At 69.0% G+C, this 19,367-nt stretch carries 19 protein-coding genes; 6 read left to right on the top strand and 13 right to left on the bottom strand.

Features of this window, described 5'->3' with window-relative positions; translation table 11 throughout:
* The first annotated feature begins 89 nt into the window (after positions 1-89).
* A complete protein-coding gene (locus ON26_RS10395) occupies positions 90-1,631 on the top strand; it encodes an aldehyde dehydrogenase family protein (RefSeq protein WP_040795807.1) in 1,542 nt (513 codons plus the stop codon).
* Between the two features lie 45 nt (positions 1,632-1,676).
* On the opposite strand, the gene ON26_RS34900 is transcribed toward ON26_RS10395, so the two are convergent.
* Positions 1,677-2,894, bottom strand: coding sequence for a PucR family transcriptional regulator (locus tag ON26_RS34900; protein WP_040795808.1), 1,218 nt, complete (start codon positions 2,892-2,894; stop codon positions 1,677-1,679).
* A gap of 562 nt (positions 2,895-3,456) precedes the next feature.
* On the opposite strand from ON26_RS34900, the gene ON26_RS10410 reads away from it, so the two are divergent.
* On the top strand, positions 3,457-3,996 hold the full coding sequence (locus ON26_RS10410; protein WP_157171847.1) for a hypothetical protein: 540 nt from the start codon (positions 3,457-3,459) through the stop codon (positions 3,994-3,996).
* Positions 3,993-4,628: a hypothetical protein gene (locus ON26_RS10415; protein WP_157171848.1), complete on the top strand. Its 636-nt coding sequence runs from the start codon at positions 3,993-3,995 to the stop codon at positions 4,626-4,628. Before ON26_RS10410 ends, ON26_RS10415 begins: the two co-directional genes overlap by 4 nt.
* Positions 4,629-4,679: 51 nt before the next feature.
* Here the strand turns inward: ON26_RS10415 and ON26_RS10420 are convergent, their stop codons facing one another.
* From ON26_RS10420 to ON26_RS31575, 5 genes are all read right to left on the bottom strand, one after another.
* A complete protein-coding gene (locus ON26_RS10420; RefSeq protein WP_040795812.1) occupies positions 4,680-5,939 on the bottom strand; it encodes a cytochrome P450 family protein in 1,260 nt (419 codons plus the stop codon).
* 292 nt (positions 5,940-6,231) lie between these two features.
* On the bottom strand, positions 6,232-8,001 hold the full coding sequence (locus ON26_RS10425; protein ID WP_040795813.1) for an acyl-CoA dehydrogenase family protein: 1,770 nt from the start codon (positions 7,999-8,001) through the stop codon (positions 6,232-6,234).
* Positions 8,002-8,552: 551 nt separating this feature from the next.
* On the bottom strand, positions 8,553-8,741 hold the full coding sequence (locus ON26_RS10430; protein ID WP_040795814.1) for a CsbD family protein: 189 nt from the start codon (positions 8,739-8,741) through the stop codon (positions 8,553-8,555).
* 33 nt (positions 8,742-8,774) lie between these two features.
* Complete coding sequence (locus ON26_RS33855; RefSeq protein ID WP_085998983.1) at positions 8,775-8,930, bottom strand: DUF6131 family protein; 156 nt, start codon at positions 8,928-8,930, stop codon at positions 8,775-8,777.
* A gap of 43 nt (positions 8,931-8,973) precedes the next feature.
* Positions 8,974-9,246, bottom strand: a complete 273-nt coding sequence (locus ON26_RS31575) for a hypothetical protein (RefSeq protein ID WP_051026906.1) — start codon at positions 9,244-9,246, stop codon at positions 8,974-8,976.
* Between the two features lie 15 nt (positions 9,247-9,261).
* Here ON26_RS31575 and ON26_RS33280 point away from each other — a divergent pair, with 15 nt between their 5' ends.
* On the top strand, positions 9,262-9,402 hold the full coding sequence (locus tag ON26_RS33280; protein WP_157171849.1) for a hypothetical protein: 141 nt from the start codon (positions 9,262-9,264) through the stop codon (positions 9,400-9,402).
* A gap of 308 nt (positions 9,403-9,710) precedes the next feature.
* Here ON26_RS33280 and ON26_RS10440 read toward each other — a convergent pair whose 3' ends face one another.
* Together ON26_RS10440 and ON26_RS10445 are read right to left on the bottom strand one after the other, a co-directional pair.
* A complete protein-coding gene (locus ON26_RS10440; protein WP_040795863.1) occupies positions 9,711-10,721 on the bottom strand; it encodes a nitronate monooxygenase in 1,011 nt (336 codons plus the stop codon).
* Positions 10,722-10,792: 71 nt separating this feature from the next.
* Positions 10,793-11,155 carry a DUF1330 domain-containing protein gene (locus ON26_RS10445; protein WP_040795815.1) on the bottom strand — a complete coding sequence of 121 codons (363 nt, stop codon included), beginning with the start codon at positions 11,153-11,155 and terminating at the stop codon, positions 10,793-10,795.
* A gap of 133 nt (positions 11,156-11,288) precedes the next feature.
* On the opposite strand from ON26_RS10445, the gene ON26_RS10450 reads away from it, so the two are divergent.
* A complete protein-coding gene (locus ON26_RS10450; protein WP_040795816.1) occupies positions 11,289-12,143 on the top strand; it encodes an SDR family oxidoreductase in 855 nt (284 codons plus the stop codon).
* Positions 12,144-12,727: 584 nt separating this feature from the next.
* On the opposite strand, the gene ON26_RS10455 is transcribed toward ON26_RS10450, so the two are convergent.
* Together ON26_RS10455 and ON26_RS10460 are read right to left on the bottom strand one after the other, a co-directional pair.
* Positions 12,728-13,807: a spirocyclase AveC family protein gene (locus ON26_RS10455; protein ID WP_083883993.1), complete on the bottom strand. Its 1,080-nt coding sequence runs from the start codon at positions 13,805-13,807 to the stop codon at positions 12,728-12,730.
* A gap of 49 nt (positions 13,808-13,856) precedes the next feature.
* The gene (locus tag ON26_RS10460; RefSeq protein WP_040795817.1) at positions 13,857-15,323 is read right to left on the bottom strand and encodes an aldehyde dehydrogenase family protein; all 1,467 of its coding nucleotides are present in this window, start codon (positions 15,321-15,323) and stop codon (positions 13,857-13,859) included.
* A 177-nt stretch (positions 15,324-15,500) separates the two neighbouring features.
* Here ON26_RS10460 and ON26_RS10465 point away from each other — a divergent pair, with 177 nt between their 5' ends.
* Complete coding sequence (locus ON26_RS10465) at positions 15,501-16,295, top strand: FadR/GntR family transcriptional regulator (protein WP_040795818.1); 795 nt, start codon at positions 15,501-15,503, stop codon at positions 16,293-16,295.
* A gap of 6 nt (positions 16,296-16,301) precedes the next feature.
* Here the strand turns inward: ON26_RS10465 and ON26_RS10470 are convergent, their stop codons facing one another.
* The 3 genes from ON26_RS10470 to ON26_RS10480 all read right to left on the bottom strand — a co-directional run.
* Positions 16,302-17,504, bottom strand: a complete 1,203-nt coding sequence (locus ON26_RS10470; protein ID WP_040795819.1) for a CaiB/BaiF CoA transferase family protein — start codon at positions 17,502-17,504, stop codon at positions 16,302-16,304.
* Positions 17,501-18,664 carry a DUF7064 domain-containing protein gene (locus ON26_RS10475; RefSeq protein WP_245545799.1) on the bottom strand — a complete coding sequence of 388 codons (1,164 nt, stop codon included), beginning with the start codon at positions 18,662-18,664 and terminating at the stop codon, positions 17,501-17,503. The genes ON26_RS10470 and ON26_RS10475 overlap by 4 nt, the downstream gene beginning before the upstream one ends.
* Positions 18,665-18,709: 45 nt before the next feature.
* On the bottom strand, positions 18,710-19,367 hold a 658-nt coding region (locus tag ON26_RS10480; protein WP_157171850.1), incomplete at its 5' end, for an acyl-CoA thioesterase.

Genomic DNA, 19,367 nt, shown 5'->3' on the forward strand with positions numbered 1-19,367 from the left:
GTCCGAGCGCGGCCGCGGGCCCGGCTGCCACGATCGGCGGCATCGGCCGGTGACCCACCGGCACGTCCTACGAGAGACCGGGAGAGATCATGACCCGAGCAGATGCCGCCCCCGCCACGACCGCCCGCGGGACCGAGATACTGGAGGTCCGCAATCCCGCCACCGGCGGCATCGCGGGTGCGCCGCCGGTCGCCTCGCCGGCGCAGGTGGCCGAGACCGTGGCGCGGGCCCGCCGGGCCCAAGCGGAGTGGGAGTCGCTCGGCGCGCGCGGGCGTCGGCGCTGGTTGCTGCGGTTGCAGGACTGGGTGATCGATCACGCCGAGGAACTCGCGGACACGATCCAGTCGGAATCGGCCAAGCCGCGAGTGGACGCGCGCATCGAGATCGCGTTCACGGTCGACATGATCGGCTACTGGGCCCGTAAGGCGGCGAAAGCCCTTGCTGACCAGAGGGTCTCCCCGCATTCGCCGATGATGCGGGTCAAGCGCCTGACCACGGTGTACCAGCCCTATCCGGTGGTCGGGATCATCACTCCGTGGAATTTCCCCCTGGCCATGCCGGTCGCCGATCTGGTGCCCGCGCTGATGGCCGGGGCGGCGGTCGTGCTCAAGCCTTCCGAGGTCACCCCGCTCACACCGCTGCTGCTGGCGCGGGGCTGGGCCGAGATCGGCGCCCCGCCGGTGTTCGAGGTGGTGATCGGGCGCGGCGAGACCGGGGCCGCGCTGGTCGAGACCGCCGACTACATCCAGTTCACCGGCTCGACGCCGACCGGACGCCGGGTCGCCGCGGCGGCCACCGAGCGGATGATCCCGTTCAGCCTGGAGATGGGTGGTAAGGACCCCGCGATCGTGCTCGCCGACGCCGACCTCGACCGCGCCGCGCACGGCATCGCCTACGGAGCGCTGGTGAACGCGGGCCAGCTGTGCGTATCCATCGAACGGGTATATGTCGAGGCACCGGTCTACGAGGAGTTCCTGGCGAAGCTGGTGGCCCATGTCCGGGAGTTGCGGCTGGGGCACGACGGGCGCGAAGGTGCCTACGACATCGGCGCGCTGGCCAACCGGCAACAGCTCGACATCGTGCGCCGCCACGTGGACGAGGCGACAGCGGCCGGGGCCCGCGCGCTGACCGGCGGTAAGGCGACCGGCGTCGGCACCTTCTTCGAACCGACCGTGCTGGTCGATGTCGACCACACCATGTCCTGCGTCTGCGAAGAGACCTTCGGGCCGACCATTCCGGTGATGAAGGTTGCCGACGAGGCCGAGGCGATCGCGCTGGCCAACGACTCCCGCTTCGGGCTGTCGGCCTCGGTGTGGACCGGTAGTCGCGCGCGGGGACAGCGAGTGGCCCGGTTGCTCGACGCGGGCGCGGTGAACATCAACGACTCGGTGATCAATCTGTTCAATCCGTCGCTGCCGCACGGTGGTTGGGGTCAGTCGGGCACCGGCTACCGGTGGGGCGGGGCCGAGGGAGTGCGCAAGTACTGCCGTCGCAAGGCCGTCACGGCGCCCGCGCTGCCGACGATGAAGCGTGAACTGCTCTGGTTCCCGTATTCGCTGAGCCGCTACGGCGTCGTCGAACGCGCGATGCGTGCGGCATCGGCGCGTGGTCGCCGCCGTTTCCGTGGCTGAGCGACCGAGCCGGTTCCGCGGTTGAGGCGACCGTGGGCCGCGTCCTCAGCCGACGCGGCCCACGGCGAGCAGTTCCACACCGCGGAGGGCGATTTCGAGTTCGAGTCTGCGGCTCGGCACCGAGTGCCCGAGCAGTTCCTCGATGCGGTCGAGCCGGTATCGCACCGTGTTGCGGTGGATGTCGAGCGCTCGCGCGGTGGCCTCCACACTGCACATGGCGTCGAGGTATCCGCGCAGCGTCTCGCGCAGGCGGACGGCCGCCGCGTCCGCTCCGGCGAGCGGGCCGAGTTCGCGACACACGAAATCGGCCATGCCCGGCTGGTCCTGACTGATCAGATGCTCGATCTGCACCGTGTCGAAGGCGGTGACGCCCGCGGCGGCGGGCAGCAGCCGCGCGATCCGTTGCGCCGCGAGCGCCTGTAGGTGGGATCGCCGGAAGCCGTGGACGCCGGTGGCCGGGATACCGAGTGCCACACCGGGTCCGGCGGCCTCGGTTCCGGCGCGCTCATGGCGCGGCCGGGCCGCCCATGCCCACACCGTCTGCTCGCCGTGCGGCACGATCAGTACGTCGGCGGCGTCCACTGCGGCGGCGATCTCCTCGGCCCGCCGCCGCAACGCGCGCAAGCCGGCGGCGAATTCCTCGTCGTTCCACACCACCATCGCCAGGTGCGAGCCCTCGAGCCGGTAGCCGAGGCGGGCTTCGGCGGCGTCGATGTCGACCGGGCCGCCGACCAGTATCGCGCGCACCGCCTCCCGGCGCCGGGCCGCCACCTCGGCCGGGCTCACCGCTCGGGCCCGCTGGAAGGCCGTGCTGAGCGCCTCGGCGGCGGTGCCCGCCCAGTCGGTGGTGTGGCCGACGATGTGCATCACCAGCTGCTGCGAGGCGGACTCGCCCAGCGCGGACATGGTGACCTGCTCGGTGAGGGAGAGCACGGTGGCGTGCTGGCCCGACCGGCAGACCCGCAGCAGCACGGGTAGATCCAGGCCGTCCCGCACCAGCGCTTCGACGAGGTCGAACGCCTCGTCGGGCAGATCGGCTGCGCGCGCGCCGCTGACCAGGCCGGGCAGCATCGTCCGGCTCAACGCGAACAGGGTGCGCTCGAGGCTCCGGCGCAGGACCGGAGTGGTCAGCTCGGGCACGTCGCGACAGATCTGCTCGAAGGCGCGGCCGACCAGCGCTTCCAGCCGCTGCGGTTCGAGCAGTTCGGCGACCAGGCGGCGCAGCCAGAGGTCGGCAGCGGGATCGATGGAGGGAACTGTCATGGAAACCTGCAGAAGCCGGCCCGGACGCCGGATGCGTCACGATGCGGCTCGAGCTTACTCGTCGCGCGGCCGCCGTCGCGGTGTTTCCGAGCCCGCCCGTCCGCCACGGCGGCATCCTCCGTGAGCAGTGCGACCGCGCCGGATCAGCGATGGCACGGGGGACGCAAACAGGTAGCGGGCTACTCATGCGCGGACAGGCCGGTCCGGCACAGACTGGGCGCACGAATCGCTTCGAAATTCCGTACTGGAGATCGGCATGGACTGTCACGCACGAATGGCGCTGCTCGCGGTAGCCGCGGCGGGAGTGTTCGCGATGCCGGCGCCGATCGCGATCGCGGCGCCCGCGACGGAAGCTCCGGGAGCGACGACGACGGAGCCCGACCGACCTACGCGGCCGGCTGCGACGACCACCACGACCACCACGACCGCCGGGCCATCGTGCTGCACCGAACCCCCGATCATCACCGATCCACCGGCCGACCCGACCCTCGAAGCCGACCCGACGAATGCCGCTCGCGGAGAGCCGGTCACCGTGCGGGGCTCGAACTGGTCGTGCGGCGAGGTGACCATCACTCCGCAGCGGTCGGCATCGGTGACCGTCGGCACGAGCGAGCATTCGTTCTCGACAACGATCACCGTGCCGTCGGATGCCGATTTCGGCTCCTTCTCGATCGCCGTCACCTGTGACCGCTGGGACCAGCTCACCCGGACGGTGACGATCCGGATCGCGCGCCCACCGACCGTCGCCACGACCACGACGACGTCCCGGACCGGCGTGCCGGTTTCCGAAGTCGAGGCGCAACCGTCCGCCTCACAGATCGCCATCCCTGCGCCCGCCCCGCCGAGCGGATCCGACCCGACCCGCCTCGTCCAGGACGCCCTCGCGCTGGTCGGACTCCTGCTCGCGATCGCCGTGGCGACCCTCGTGCTGCACCGGCGCGGCAGGCACCTGCGCCGCCCGGCCGAGCCGCGGCTACGGGTGCGCGTGGTCGAGGGCGCGGCCCCGATGATCCACGTCCACCGCAGCGGTGCGATGCCGGCGCTACGGGTCCGGCTGTTCGGCGCGGATCCGCTGCTGCAGATCAGGGAGATACCACGATGACTGCTGCACCGATCACGGCCGAGTCCGTCCTCTTTCCGGCCGTCACCCACGTCGCGAGAACGGACGACCTCGCTCGATGCCTACAGCACTGCGGCGTGGAGTATGTGGTGCTACGCCGAGCGCCCATCGTCACGGCCGCACTGCGGTCGACGGCATTGCGAGAGGTCACCGCGGCGGTCGAGCACCTGCTCCGGATCGACCTCGCAGCGGTGTTGGCCGAGGGCTGGCGTCGCTACGACCGGCTACGCGAAGCGGCGGGTCGCACCCGGTCGGGCGGCACCGAACAGGTCGAACTCCTCGAGCACGAGATCACCCGGACCTGCGATCCGCGCCTCGAGGTCACCGTCGACGGCAATCCGGTCGGCGAACTGGACCTGGAACTGCGTGTCGCGATCCTCCTGCGACCACTGACCGCGACTGTTCGCGGTGGTCTGTTGGTCGCGTTGGGACCCGGCGACTGCACGGTGTCGGCGAGCGTCTCCGCCGCGGGGCTGGGCAGGCTGCTGCGGCGCGAGCACACGCTACCGGTGGCGACACTGGTGGACCTGCGGCGGCCGATTCCTCTGGTGCGCCACGACTTCGACGACCCGACGGTCCGGATGCGTCGCGTGCCGAGCTCGCGGACCGGGTGAAACAGGCGTCGACCCGGCGAGGGATGGCCGCACCGGGTCGTCGGTCGGGAGCTACACCGGCAACGGAGCCGACGGCGGGAAGACCACAGGCAGCGCTGTCAACGCCCGGTGGAAGGGGCCGGGGCGCCACACGAGTTCCTCCGGGGGAACGGCGAGAGCCAGTTCCGGAACGGTGTCGAGGAGGTGGTCGATGACGTCCTGGGCGAGCAGGAGTCCGTACGGGCGGGCCTGGGCGGGGCAGGCGTGATCGCCCGTGCTGAACGCCAGATTCCAGCCGTTGTCCAGGTATTCGCCGGTATTGATCTCCGGATCCGTGTTGCAGGCGGCCATGCTGATGATGACCGGCTGGTTCGCGGGCAGCCACACGCCCTCGATCAGGATGGGCTGACGCGGGTAGGTGATGCAGTAGTTCGCCATGGGCGGGTCGGTCGCCAGGCGCTCTTCGAGTGCGGACCTGGTCGACAGCGGCAATCCGTGCTCACCGGTGGTGAAACGGGAGTCGGTGAGCATCAGCAGCAGGGTGTTGGCGATGAGGTTCACCGGCGGTTCGACGCCGGCGGCGAACAACAGGACCAGCTGATGCACCATCTCCTCGTCGGTCAGCGCGGCCGGATGCTGGACCATTCTGGTGGTGACGTCGTCGGCCGGGTGGGCGCGCTTGAGGGCGGTGAGATCCAGCAGCGCCTCGCTCATCATCGCGTTCACCGTGTCGGTGTCCACGCCGTCGAACATCGCGGCGCTGGCGGTCGCGACCTGCTCACCGATTTCCGGCGGACAGCCGAGTATCTGGCAGAAGACCGAGAAGACGAGCGGAAGGGCGTACTGGTTCAGCACGTCGGCGCGCCCCTCGCGGCAGAACGTGTTGACGATCGGAACCGCGGAGGTCTCCACCGCCGATCGCACGGAATTCAGATCGATTCCGGCCAAGGCGTGGTTCAGAACGCTGCGGTAGCGGGTGTGTTCCGCGCCGCTCGTGCGAATCGCGTTGGGGCGGTACTCGATCATCGGCATGATCGGGATATCGGCGGACACGGTCTTCTGCCAGGCGCTCGGGTCGGCCGGGAAGTGCGCGGAGTCGCCGAGGATGCGTACCGCCGTGCTGTACTTGATGACCAGGGTGGCGGGCACGCCGGGCCACATCTCCACCGGCACCAGCGGTCCGTAGTTCATGTCGCGCATCCGGCGGTAGGCCCCGTGCGGGTCGGCCGCGAATTCCTCGCTGTAGATGGGAATTCGGGGACCGGGACCGGTGACCTCGATCGACCGCTTCGGGTCAGCGGTAGCACCCTGGAGTGGGTGTTGCAGATGCACGGATTCTCCTCGATCTCGGTTGCGATGGCACTGCACTCGAGGCGATGGTCGAGCGCCTCGCTTCAGGTCTGCGGCTGTAGAGCATGTGCGCGCGTTGGCCTTTGCGGAGAATACTGTAGGCGACTGTCGCGGCTGCCGCACGGCATCGTTCCACTGGTCAGGGGCCCTCGACGGGCGCCACCGGGCGATGCTTGCCCGGTGTCCGATCACGGCACGGTATCCGGTATTTCGGTCGACGCACGGGTGGAGCCCCCGACACTGTCGGGGGCTCCACCGGCAGGGCTGTTCCGGGTCAGTTGTCCTGCAGCGCGCGGATGCGGGAATCCCACGCGCCGGGGAGATCATCCGACAGCACCGGTGCGCCGAGGATCTCGTCGTCGAAGCCGAAGGCCTCCAGCAGTGCGGGCACGTGATCGACGAGGTTGTCGATGGCCTGACGGAGCTGCTGCTTGGTCTTCTCCACGGCGGCGACGTCGATCAGACCGCGGGTCAGGTACCACGTGGCATGCTGGTCGATGTAGTGCAGTGCGAAAACATCGCGCACCGCGGCGATCTCCGGATGCGTGGTGTGGTTCTGCAGCAGGCCCAACGCCTCTTCGGCGCAGTAGGCCTCGGCGAGTTCGAGCGCCTCGGGGATGACCGCCAGGCGATCGGCCAGCGCCGACGTGGCCAGATGCCGTTGCGCCTCTTGGACGATCGTCAGCGTGCGAGCGTTGAACAGGCGCTGACGGTCGTCGGCGTCGGCGGGATCGTGCAGGGCGGGCTGCGGCGGCGTCTTACCGGCCAGCTGCTTGGCCAGCACTCGACCGGCGACCGATCCGAGGACATGGCAATCGCCTTCGCCGGTGATGGCCGCATGGCAGACACCCAGGTAGTCGGCGACCCGGTTGGCGCTGAACATGCCCTGCGCGCCCATCTTGATGCGGCTGTGGGTCACCGTGTCCAGGGCGTGCAGCTGGATGAAGTGCTTGGCCAGCATCACCGACACCACGGTGTCGCGATGGGTGAGGTCGCTGTCGGCGAGGTGGGTCTTGATCGCGTTGCCGTAGACGGTCCGCACGACGGTGCCCGCCAGATCGGTGATCAGGGTGTCGCGCACGTGCGGGATGTCGAGCATGACCGGGGTGTCTTCGAGCGTCAGCGGCACCAGCCGCTTGGCGGCGTAGCGCAGCGCGATGTAGAGCGCGGCGCGGGCCGAGGCGTTCAAGCAGGACGAGAGCGCCAAGCGCCCGACGGTCAGCTGACTGATCGCCGAGGGGAACGCCCGCCTCCGGCTGGCCTCGTCGCGCCAGGTCAGCACGCCGTTGTCGTCGATCGTCGCCAGGTCGTTGCTCAGCCACGCACTGCGATCGACCCGCAGATTCTCGAAGCTGATGACCGAGTTGTCCATGATCACCAGCGGCTGGTGGTCGAGCTGGGTGATCGTCACGCCGGGGGCCGGGGTGCCGTCCGCGCCGCGTAGTCGCGCGGTGAACAGGTGCACGCCCTGATCGACGCCCGCCGCGTCGATGAAGCGCGCGCCGACCACGCACACGCGGGACACCGGGATGCCGACGCTCGGCATGAACTTCCTGGCCCGCGGGGTCGGGGTGTTGATCACGAACCCGTCCCCGTCCCAGGTGGCGGTGGTCTGCATGAACCCGATATTGGAGCCGCAGCCGTATTCGGTCAGCAGCATGACGCCGATGGCGGACGCGTCGTCCAGGTCCTGCAGATAGGGGGCGGCGGCCTCGGGCTCGGTGAGGGTGGCCAGGCTGCCCGAGGCCAGGTTGTAGTGGCCGGAGATGAGCGGGATCAGGTCTGTTGCCAATACCGCCGACCAGTCGAACACCGCGAAGAGTTCGGGCAGGGTCGTCGCGACAGCCTGGGTGCTGCCGATCTCCTTGACCAGATACCGCAACTGGGCGTAGGCGTTCTCCCGCCGCTGCTCCTGGCTCTGTTCGTCGGTGACGGCGAAGTTCGGATCACTCAGGATCTCCTGCAGCCGCTGATGGAACTCCGAGCTGCCGTGCCGGAGGTACTCGGCCAGCGACGTCTGCCCCTCTTGCCCGTTCGTAACCATGATCGCTCCTAGTTCATCTACCGCCCCAGCCCAGCGCTGGGGGACGCTCAGGCCGTCGCCGTGGCTTCCCCGGCACGACAGTGCCGCCCACGCGCGGATGCAGGGAGTCGCGGATGCGTAGCAAGAGTTACCCGAAGCCTCGGCCGGGTGACGCGGCAACGGCAGGTAGGGGGCGTTTCGGTTCGGTCGCGTAGCGGCGTGCGCGAGTCGTCGAACCGGCGCGCAGGTGCATCGACCTGCGGAGACAGTGGTGCCGCGGAGCTGACCTCGATCGCTCGCCACACAGGAAGGATTGTGCCACAGAACCTTTCAATGTTCAGGGCAACCGGTGACCGGTGGGTTGCGGCACAGCGTGCGCCCGGGGATCGGCTACGATCGGCCCATCGGTTCGCCGGCGGCATCCGCCGCGCCGCTGAACGGATCCGACGCAGGGCGTCCTGTTTGGGGGAATGCAAGCACATGAAGTAGCGGTGCTCGTCGACACACAACCGATCGGCCGGGTGGCGCATGCGCCACCCGGCCGATCGGTTGTCGTCACCGCGTTCGTGGTGTCAACGCCTGAAGGCGTCGCGCACCTTGTTCACGGCCTGTTTCAGGTTGCCGGACAATTGGTCTCGGCGACCCTGTGCTTCGAGCCGGGGATTGTCGGTCGCCCTGCCCATGAACTTCTTCACGCTGCCGCGCGTGGCCTGCACCCGGTGTCCGAGCCGGCTCTCACGGCGTGGTGGATTCCGGTCCATCGCGCTCTCCTGTGGAAGTAGTTGCCGGTGACGTCAGTAGTAGTGCCTGCGGCCACCGACCGGGTGGCCCACCGAGCCGGCGATCCAGAGCACGGCGCCGACGAGCAGCACGATGATGCCCGCGGTGACCAGCAGGTTGATACCGAGCAACCAGCCGACGATCAGCAGAATCAATCCGAGTACGATCACGGTCTTTCCCTTTCCTCGACAGTCGAGTTCCGACTGAATGTGTTCACGCCTTCGCCGGTCCGGAGTCGCCCGCGGGGCGTTTGATGAACCGGTTCGCACTCCACACGGCTCCGCTGCGGGATGCCGCGGTGTCGCGAGTGGCCTGGGGTGCGGGAGTGGCGCGGCGGGCTGCCGCGACCTCCCGGCGTGAACGACGTAGTTCCCGGCGCGCTTCGCTGCCGCGGCGGGCGGTTCGCCACACACCGATCGACAGGAGCAGCAGACCGAGCATGCCCGCGGCGCCGATGACGATGCCGGAGCCGAAAACCTCTCCCACCGAGGGTGTGAAAGGATGTCCGAATACTTCGAAATCACCTGCCGCCATTCGCATCTGATCGATATCGGCAGCAGCCACGGCGACTCCGGCGACGACCGCGGCGAGCAGGACGACGAGCCCTATGACAATGAACATGTGTTTCCCGCTTCACGCTGAAATGTTGTGACAGGACGGCTATTCCCGGCGCCGGGATGTCCAAACAGCCGAGGGCGAAATTGGCAACGGTCCTGAACGCGTGAGTGAGTGGAGGGACCGGAGGGCGACGAGTGGTCGATGTTTCCCCTGTGGCCGGTCGAGACATCGATCCGTTCACGGCCGTTGTGGCCGTGGTCCCGCCGGACGAAGCGTCATGAGACAGAGATCATTCGGATAGGGGGCGCGCCCGGGCGCGGCGGCGGCCGGACAGGGGGACAGCGCACCGGCAACCAGCGGATCGAGGTCGGAGCCGAGTCCGCCCGTGACCGCTATGCGGTCAGATTCTCGAGAATCGCCCCGGCGGTGTTCGGCCTGGCGGACCGGAATCCGGTGCCCGCCCACAGACTGGTGCCGTGTGGATCGCCCGCGCGAACTGCCGCCGCCCGCAGCGGCCCGGTGATCTGATTGAGTTCCGGATAGCCCGAGGGCGCGTGCGAGTCGTGGCGGCGCATGAAGTCGTTGACCAGACCGCGCGCGTAGCGGCCGGAGAACGCCCTGGTCAGGCCGGTTCGGGTGAATTCGGGGGACTGCAGGGCGGCTCGGTGCACGGCGTTCGTGCCCGCTTCCTCGGCGAGCAGCAGGGCGGTCCCGATCTGCGCGGCTGCGGCGCCGAGCCGGTGGACATGCGCGACGGCTTCCGGCGTGGACAGTCCCCCCGCCGCGACCACCGGGACCGCACGCGCGATCCGGGTGAGGAGTTCGTCCAGTGATGTGGTGCCCGGCGCTGCGGCGGGGTCGAATGTCCCGCGATGCCCACCGGCCGCCGGGCCCTGCACCACCAGCCCCCCGGCGCCGTCGGCGACGGCCAGTTCGGCCTCGGCGGGGGTGGTGACCGTGACGAGGGTGAGGATGCCCGCCCGGGCGAGGGCGGTCATCCACTCGCGGCCCGGCGAGCCGAAGGTGAACGACACCGCCGCGGGGCGGGATGCTTCGACGAGTTCGAGCTTGGCCTGCCAATCGTCGTCGTCCGGATGGGGCGAGCCGGGTTCGGCGCCGTAGCGCTCGGCCTCGTCGGCCAGCGACTCGCGGTACCGGGCGAGTTCCGCCTCGCGGGCCACGCTGGGCTGGGGCACGAACAGGTTCACCCCGAACGGCCGGGCGGTGAGCGCCCTGGTCTGTTCGATCTGCTCGGCGACCTGTTCGGCGGTCCGGTAGCCGGCCGCGAGGAAGCCGAGCCCGCCCGCGGCGCCGACCGCGGCGGCGAGCGCGGGAGTGGACGGCCCGCCCGCCATCGGGGCACCGATGAGCGGAAGCGTCAGGTCGCGCAGATCGAGCATGATCACCCTTTTTCCGTCGGAGTTCCGGATCGTGCGAACGGTGGATGGTGGCCGCAGCAGGCTCCCGCGCTACCTCACCACGCCGAAGTCGCCTGGAGGACCGCCTCTTTCAGCGCCTCGGTCCGCCACGTGGTCACCTGCTGGTACTCGGGGTCGGAGACCATCTCACAGAAGACCTGTCGCGAGGGATAGCGCACCAGGATCACCGCATCCCAGTCCTGGCCCTGCTCGGCGACCAGCGCCGTCGATCCGTCACCCGCATAGAGCACTTCCGCGCCGTAGCGCGGGGCGAACGTCTCCTGCACGGCGTCGGCGTAGCGGGCATACAGTTCCCGGCCGCCGGGGGCGAAGCGCAGCAGGTTCAGCATCACCACCGGACCGCCCGGGTCCTCGGCGAGGAAGCGTTTCAGATCGATACCGCGTGGGTCGACAGCCATGCGGTCAGTATTCGCGCCGCGATTCGGACTCGATCGCGCGGTACCGGAAAGCGCCACCCGATTTGGTCGCGGTGTGTCAATATTGCGCCGCGTGCACCGGAGAGTCCGGCGTCGCGATCAGGAGGCAAGACTCGTGGGCGTGTATGTGGTGACGGGGTCGGCATCGGGGATGGGCCGGGCGGTGGTCGAAAAACTGCGCGCGGCCGGTCACACCGTGGTCGGCGTCGACATCCGGGACGCCGAGGTCGTCGCGGACCTGTCCACACCGCAGGGACGCGACGACGCTGTCCGCAAGGTGCTCGAGCAGACCGAGGGGCACCTCGACGGCGCGGTCCTGGCCGCCGGTCTCGGCCCGACGCCGGGCAAGGATCGTCCGCGCCTGATCTTCCAGGTCAACTACCGGGGCGTGGTGGAGTTGCTCGACGGCTGGCGCGCCGCGCTGGCGAAGAGCGGCGAAGCCAAGGTCGTCGTCTTCGGCAGCAACTCCACGACCACCACGCCCGCGGTGCCGCGCCGGGCGATCCGCGCGCTGCTGTCGGGCGATGTCGACAAAGCCGTGCGCGCGCTGCGGATCTTCGGGAGCCAGGCCCCCTCCATCGCCTACGGCGCGTCCAAGATCGCGGTTTCCCGATGGGCGCGGCGCAACGCGGTGACCGCCGAGTGGGCCGGCGCGGGCATCCGCCTCAACGTGCTGGCCCCCGGCGCTATCCGCACGCCCCTGCTGGAGAAGCAGCTCGCCACCCCGGCCGAGGCGAAGCTGATCAACGCGTTCCCCGTGCCGATCGGCGGTTTCGGCGATCCCGGCCACCTGGCCGACTGGGTGCTGTTCATGCTGTCGGAATCGGCGAGCTTCCTGTGCGGCAGCGTGGTCTTCGTCGACGGCGGTTCGGATGCGTATTTCCGGGCAGACGACTGGCCGACCTCCGTGCCGCTGCGCCGAATCGTCTCCTATCTGAAGCGCTTCCGCGGATTCCGGCCGCTGCGCTGATCCATCTTCGCGACTCGCCCGGCGCGGGCTGCTGGTTGCGCGCTCGGGCCCGGCCCCGGCGGACAACACGCCGCTGCGGCAGGGAGTCGCCGAACAGACACCCGCCCGCGGCAAGCGGCCCGCTGCCTGGTTGTCGGCGCGGGGCGACAGGTCGGGGTCGCGACGGAACGCGGGTACCGGGATCATGAGCCCCGCGCCCGCCTCGATGGTGAACCGGTCGTCGCCGCGCCCCCACGAATGGATCGACAGCAGCGCCGGCGCGCGCGGGGCCCCGCTACCCGCGGCGTCGAAAGCGAACAGCCGCTGCGGAATCCGGCCGATGCGGTCGGTGGCGGGATCGCTCGCATGCGCGGCCGGCGCGCCCGCAAGGCTCTCCGGCGGCGGCGTCGACATGCCGGTACCACTGGTCGAAGAAACGGTCGCGGCGGGCTCGGCGCGGCGGTGCGGCGAAGGACCCGTTCGCCGCCGATCTCGGCCGCCACGATTCGTCGGTGACCGTCTCCTGATCGCGCACCCGACCACCGAGGACCAGGCGGCGAACGAGCCCGCCGAGTGGTGCAGGTCGGCGGAGGTGTCCGGCGTGGTCAGCCCTTCGGCGGCGGGCACGCAGGGTTGTCGGCGACACCGCACATCTCGACGTGGAAGTAGCTGGGGATCGATGGCGGGGTCGTGTCGGCGTGCTGGTTGACGAGGTTGAATCCCAGATTGAACACCAGCATGATCGCGTTCACCACGGTGGTCAGGGCGAGGATCCGCACGACGCTGACACCACGCTTCGAGCGCAGCCGCTCGATGCCGGCGTCGGAGATCAGCAGACCGTCCTCGCGGCGGAAGCAGTAGATCGAGATCGACAGCACTGTGACGACGGCGCCGAACACGATCCCTTCGTAGAGCGGGAACTGATCGAGGGTCCCGGGGAAGATCGACCAGGTGCTGTTCACGCGCATGTAGGTCCACAGGCCCTGACGCTGCAACATCTGCTCGATCGCGGTGTCGAGGACGAAGAAGAGCAGCAGCATCGACGCCACGATCCCGGCCTTGTTCAGCCGGGGGAATCGCTTGCGGGCGGCCTTGATCACCTTGTCGATGCCGACGACCGCCAACGGAAGGAAGAGCAGGTAGTCGGCGAGCGTGTACCAGATGGGCTGCGGGGTCTCCGCGCCTTTGGCGACCCACCCCGGAACATAGGGGCCCCACGATCCCATCTGGAAGAAGCCGGTGCTGTAGGCGAAAACGGGCCGGATCGCGTTCACGCCCACGTCCTGCCACGCCGCCAGCAGCCAGGCGATCAGGAACACGCCGATGGTGGGCAGCTGCCCCTCTCGTCGGGTCCTGCGGACCAGCCAGATCACGAAGGCCACCATGCCGACGACGCAGATCACTTCGGAGATCCTGATCAGGACCATGGTCGAGGTCGGGATCTCGTCGGGACCGTGCGGCACCGGCGCGAAGTCGTCGGACAGTATCCAGCGGATGTAGATGTAGAGCTGCAGCGCCACGATCAGCGCGCCCACTCGCGCCAGCCAGACGATCGGGGGTGAATCCTGGGCTCGCGAGCCCTCGGCCGGTGTCGTGGTGGGGGAGTTCTCGGCGACCGGAGGATCCGCTTCCGGTGGCGCGCCGATCACGTCGTTGCTCGTCGCCTCGTCGTGTGCCTTGGTCATCGGTGACCTGCCTCTCCTGGTACCGTCGCTGCCCGTCGTGTGACGGTCGTCAGCCGACCGGCCACTGAATGGTCTTGTGCTGCAGGAACTCCGAAAGGCCGTGGGCGCCGAACTCGCGGCCGAGGCCGCTGCGCTTGTACCCGCCGAACGGGCCGTGCGGGCTCAGGCCGCCGCCACCGCCGTTGATCACGACCATGCCGGTGCGCAGTTGCTGGGCGACGCCGTAGGCGCGGATCGGGTCCGCGGACCACACCCCGCCTGCCAGGCCGAAGTCGCTGTCGTTGGCCAGCCGGACCGCCTCCGCGTCGTCCGCGAACGGGATCACCACCGCCACCGGCCCGAAGAACTCGCTGCGGGCGATGGTCATCGCGTTGTCGACGCCGACGAACAGGGTCGGTTCGAGGAAGTAGCCCCTGTTCAGGTGGCTGGGTCGTCCGCCGCCGTGGGCGATCCGCGCGCCTTCGGCGAGTCCGGTGCGGATCAGCGCCTCGACCCGCTCGCGCTGCACTTGCCGGATCAGCGGCCCCATCGACACCGCGGGGTCGGCGGGATCGCCCACCGTGATGTAGTCCAGCGCCGCTTCGACTCTTCCGACGAGTTCGTCGTGCAGTGATTCGTGGACGAGCACTCTGGTCATCAGGGCGCAGCCCTGGCCGGCGTGGGTGACGAAGCCGGACAGAACACTGTCGATCACCTTGTCCAGGTCGGTGTCGTCGAGCAGCACATTGGCGGACTTGCCGCCCAGTTCGAGCACCACCTTCTTGAGGGTGTCCGCACTCTGCTCGTAGACCTTGCGTCCGACGGTGTCCGAGCCGGTGAAGCTCACGATGTCGACGCCGGGATGGCGGGTGAGTGCCTCACCTGCGGCGACATCGCCGGTGATGATGTTGAGGACACCCGCGGGCACTCCGGCCGCCTCGGCGATCTCGCCGAGGATCAGCGCCTCGAAGGGGGTGTAGGGCGAGCACTTGAGCACCACGGTGCAGCCCGCCGCCAGCGCGGGCCCCACCTTGAACAGATTGAGGAACAGCGGGAAGTTGAACGCGGTGACAAGGGCGGCGACGCCGTAGGGTTCACGGACCACGACGCCCTGGCCGATGCCGCGCCCGATGGTCGGCAGCATCGGCGTCACGAAGTCGAAACCGGGCACGACGCGGTGTGCGAGATCGGCGAAGTGCTCGATCGGTGCGCCGACCTGGAGGAACTCGGCCAGCATCCGGGTGGATCCGGCTTCGGCGATGCTCAGTTCGACGAGTTCGGGGCTGCGGCGGCGTAGTTCGGCCGCCATCGCGGAGAGCACCCCGGAACGTTCGGCGGGGGTCGTCCTCGGCCACGGGCCCTCGTCGAAGGCGCGACGGGCCGCCGATACCGCGTGCTCGACGTCGGCCGATGTCGCCTGTGGCACGGTGCCGATCGGCTCTTCGGTCGCGGGGTTGACGACGGTGATCCGCTCCGTCCCGTGGCCGCCTGTCCACTGCCCGTCGATGTACAGCTTGCCCAGCGGGGTTGTCGTCATGCCGATGCGCCTTCGCCTGATCACTTATATCGGTTATATAATTTACCTTCTTGCTTCGGTCAGCGAGGGGAAATGACTAGTTATATGATGTAGCTGTTGACCGGTGGGTCGGCCGAGTCGTCCGCACCCGCGAAGCCGTACGAGAGCTGCTCTCGTCCCGAGGTATCGAGGTAATCTGTGACCAGCGCTGTTTCGGTCGATGGCGCGCATCGTCGTGTCCGTGCGCCGAAGACCGCCGAACTGATCGCCCGCCAGCTTCGCGGCGAGATCGTGCGTGGCGTGTTGAAGCCGGGGGACACCCTGCCTCCGGAGCTGGTGCTCGGCAAGCAGTTCGGCGTCTCGCGCCCGACGCTGCGTGAGGCGTTCCGGATCCTCGAGAACGAATCCCTGATCGTCGTGCGCCGGGGCTCGCGCGGTGGTGTGCAGGTCTCCTCGCCCGATCCGGCGGTGGCCGCGCGCCATGTCGGTCTGCTGTTGCAGATGTCGGCCACCACCCTCGCGGACGTCTACGAGGCGCGCATGGTGCTCGAGCCCGCGGCGGTGCGGATGCTCGCCCAGCGCCACACGGACGCGGATCTGGCCGCGCTCACGGGGGCGGTCACCGAGTTGAAAGCGCTGGTCGCCGCGGGCACCGACAGCGCGAGGTTCGACGAGTGGTCGCGGGCGGCCTTCCGGTTCCACGATCTGATCATGGAGCGGGCGGGCAACAAGACGCTGGCCCTGCTCGCGGGTGTGCTCCAGGAGGTGGTATCGGTGCACATGGACGCGGCGGTTCGGCGCTCCACCGACCACGCCGAAATCCTGTCCCAGTTCCGTAAGACGCTGCGCTCGTTCACGAAGGTGATCTCGCTGATCGAGGCCGGGGACGCCGACGGCGCCGAGCAGTTCTGGCGCGGTCACATGGTCAAGGCGGGCAAGAACATGCTGTGGGGCACGCTCGCCACCGAATCCGTCGTGGATCTGTTCAATTGACGCTGATCAGCCCAATGCGCCGCTGTCGCGATGCGCGGCGATCTCGTCCCAGTCGAATCCGGCGTCGAGCAGAATCTCCTCGGTGTGCTGGCCCAGTTCCGGTGCGGGCCCGCGGGGGGCGGTGAACTCGCCGTCGAACTGATAGGGCGGCGCGACGACCTTGAAGGGGACGCCGTTGTTGCCGACGACCTCCGGCAGATAGCCGTTGGCCCGCACCTGTGGGTTCTCGTGGATTTCGGCGAAGGTGGCGCTGGGCGCCCAGACTCCGCGGAAGCCGGCCAGGATCTCCTGCCATTCGGCCATGGTGCGGGTGGCGAAGGTGGCGTCGAGTTCGGCGACGCACTCGGCCCGGTGCGCGAACCGCTTGCCCGCGTCGGCGAACCGCTCGTCGGCGACGAGATCGTCGCGGCCTATCAGCTCGCAGAGCTCGCCCCAGAAGCGATCCGCCTGCAGGCAGACCAGATTGAGCCAGCGGTCGTCCTTGGTCCGGTACAGGTTGACGATGGGGTTCGCGGCCTCGCGGCGGTTCTGTCTGGGCAGTTCACCAGCCGCGCCCGCGGCCAGATCGGGGCTCATCGCCCACATGCCGGTGTTCAACAGCGAGACGTCGACCACGCCGCCCTCGCCGGTGCGTTCCCGGCGGAACAGCGCCATGGCCACCGCGCCCGCGATGGTGTTGGAACCCTGGAGATCGTAGAAGGCGGCGGGTTGGAGCACCGGCTCCGGCGCGCCCGGCGGTGTGAGCTTGTACAGGGTGCCCGCCGCCGACCACGCTGCCGCGGAGTCGAATCCGCCGACGTCGGTCATCGGCCCCCGGCTGCCCCAGCCCGAGCCTCGGACATAGATCACGCGCGGAGCGACCGCGGTGATGTCCTCGACATCGATCTTCAGTCGGGCGCGCGGTTCGGGCAGGTAACTGGTGAGGAACACATCGGCGGAGGCGACGAGGCGACGCAGGATCGCCTGTCCGTCGGCAGAGGTGAGATCGAGGGTGATGCTGCGCTTGCCCCGGTTCGGCACTTCCAGGAACGGATTGGCCGCCGACTCGTCGGCGTTGAGCGCGTTGCGCAAGGCGCGCTGTGGATCTCCGGTCGGTGGTTCGACCTTGATCACATCGGCCCCGAGATCGGCCATGATCGCGCCTGCGCCGGGCACGAATGTCCATGCGGCGACCTCGATCACCCGCACTCCGGTGAACGGTCCGCTCATCGTCGCTCCTGCCTGCCGTTCGAATCCGCCTCCGGCGGAGGTTCGTCCCGCCCGGGGCGGCGAGTGGCGCGCAGCGCGTTGAGCATCGTGATGAAATGGCCGCGCTTCCAGCCGTCCTGGTCTTCGCCCCAGCCGATCCGGTTGTCGAATTCCCAGCGCATCAGCGCGTTGCTGCCCGCGCCGCCTTCACACATATGGCTCACCGAGAAGCCTTCGGCCTGCATGGTCCGGCCGGTGATATCGGTGAGTTGGACGTCCATGTGCGCGCTCCAGCCGGTCGCGGGATCGCGGAAATTGCGCATCCAGCTGGCGGTCTTGTCGAGCCGCTCGAACACGCCGTCGCGCAGGAGCCAGCCGTGATTGAGCGGTGAGCGGCCCACGGCATCGCCGTCCTGTGGCCGGACGAATCCGAGAAATCCGGTGCGCTCGTCGGCGTGGCCGAAGATGTACTGCACCCGGCCACGGCCGCGCTGGCGTTCGATCTGCCGCCACTGCGGCCCGCCGGGAGCGGCCACGCGGTACTTGCCCGCCAGGTATTCGGGCTTCCTGCTCCGGTCGTGATGCCCGCCTCGGGGACCCCAGGTCCGGTCCCTGATCGAATAGCAGTCGATCGGGATCCGTTCCCCGCGCAGGACGAGTTCGCCGGTGATGTGCCCGAGCTGATCGAGATGCGGGCTGTGCATGGCGGGCGGTTCGCCGGGAGTGAACCGGCGCGGCGGATGCACGCTGTTGTGCTGGAAGGACAGGGAGAAATCGGCGGCTCGATCGAGATAGCTGATCTCGTAGTCCATGAGCGGGCGCAGCATCTCGACGCTGAATCCGCCACTGGGAAAGGTGATATCGCGCAGATCGGGATCGGCGGGCATCGGGGCGTCCACGGCGGTGCGGTAGTAGGCCATCCGGCCGGGATCGGCGCCGCCGGGGTCCCAGGCGAAGACCCGCCAGGTGACGGTGCCGCGATTCACGTGATGGGCGGCGTGCAACCAGCCGCCGATCCTGCGCTCGGGAATGTTGAACGACCACCAGGTGGTCTCCGCCCAGAACGGGTCGTCGGTCAGCGGTCGATGGTAGGTGTCGTCCGCCTCGGTGAACGGAGTGTCGGCGGTGATCGTCGTTGTGTCCGGGGTGATCACCGGGTCCTCGGTGGGGCCTTCGAACATCGATCCATCTTTTCATATAGTTAACTGATATAGGAGATTTTCTACCTATTCCGGCGCCTGCGGCAGATTCGGCAGATGCTCGGATTTCGGCCGGATGCGGAACAGCGATTCCTGGGCCAGGCTGGCCACCAGGCGGCCGCCGCGGTTGTAGATCCGGCCGGTGTACAATCCGCGGCCGGCCGAGGTCGACTCCGGTCGCAGGTCCATCAACAGCCAGTTGTCGACCCGGACGGGCCGGTGCAACCAGAGCGAGTGGTCGAGGCTGGGCAGGATGCCGACCTGGTCCACCTGCGGGGCCTTGGACAGCCCGGTGCACATGTCCGACAGGAAGGCGAGGGCGCAGGCGTGCGTGTTCGGCTCGTCGCCGAGCGGTTCTCGCACGCGGATCCACAACCGGGTCGGCCAGCGGTGCCAGCGCTCGGGATCGTGCGGGATTCGGGCGTCGAGATCGAGCATCCGGCGATCGAGTTCGAACGCGGGCAGCGCTTCGGGATCCTCGGCGGCGGGCATACTCGCGGACTGGTAGTCCGGCCCGTCCTGGGCGCGATGGAACGAGGCGGCCAGGTGCAGGATCGTGGCGCCCTGCTGCGTCGCGAGCACGCGGCGCGTCGAATAGCGCCGCCCGTCCCGGTCCCTGTCGACCCGGAGCATCACCGGCGCGGTGCCGTCCCCCGGGGCCAGGAAGTACCCGTGCATGGAGTGC

The sequence above is a fragment of the Nocardia higoensis NBRC 100133 genome, assembly GCF_000308595.1.
Lineage (GTDB): Bacteria > Actinomycetota > Actinomycetes > Mycobacteriales > Mycobacteriaceae > Nocardia > Nocardia higoensis.

Bases quoted from the DNA above. Each gene is read 5' to 3' on its own strand.
- ON26_RS10425 (WP_040795813.1), bottom strand. From the start codon at position 8,001: ATGGTTACGAACGGGCAAGAGGGGCAGACGTCGCTGGCCGAGTACCTC.
- ON26_RS10445 (WP_040795815.1), bottom strand. From the start codon at position 11,155: ATGGCTGTCGACCCACGCGGTATCGATCTGAAACGCTTCCTCGCCGAG.
- ON26_RS10460 (WP_040795817.1), bottom strand. From the start codon at position 15,323: ATGACGACAACCCCGCTGGGCAAGCTGTACATCGACGGGCAGTGGACA.
- ON26_RS10395 (WP_040795807.1), top strand. From the start codon at position 90: ATGACCCGAGCAGATGCCGCCCCCGCCACGACCGCCCGCGGGACCGAG.
- ON26_RS10475 (WP_245545799.1), bottom strand. From the start codon at position 18,664: ATGTTCGAAGGCCCCACCGAGGACCCGGTGATCACCCCGGACACAACG.
- ON26_RS33280 (WP_157171849.1), top strand. From the start codon at position 9,262: ATGTCCGAATACTTCGAAATCACCTGCCGCCATTCGCATCTGATCGAT.
- ON26_RS10415 (WP_157171848.1), top strand. From the start codon at position 3,993: ATGACTGCTGCACCGATCACGGCCGAGTCCGTCCTCTTTCCGGCCGTC.
- ON26_RS10470 (WP_040795819.1), bottom strand. From the start codon at position 17,504: ATGAGCGGACCGTTCACCGGAGTGCGGGTGATCGAGGTCGCCGCATGG.
- ON26_RS10430 (WP_040795814.1), bottom strand. From the start codon at position 8,741: ATGGACCGGAATCCACCACGCCGTGAGAGCCGGCTCGGACACCGGGTG.
- ON26_RS10455 (WP_083883993.1), bottom strand. From the start codon at position 13,807: ATGACCAAGGCACACGACGAGGCGACGAGCAACGACGTGATCGGCGCG.
- ON26_RS34900 (WP_040795808.1), bottom strand. From the start codon at position 2,894: ATGACAGTTCCCTCCATCGATCCCGCTGCCGACCTCTGGCTGCGCCGC.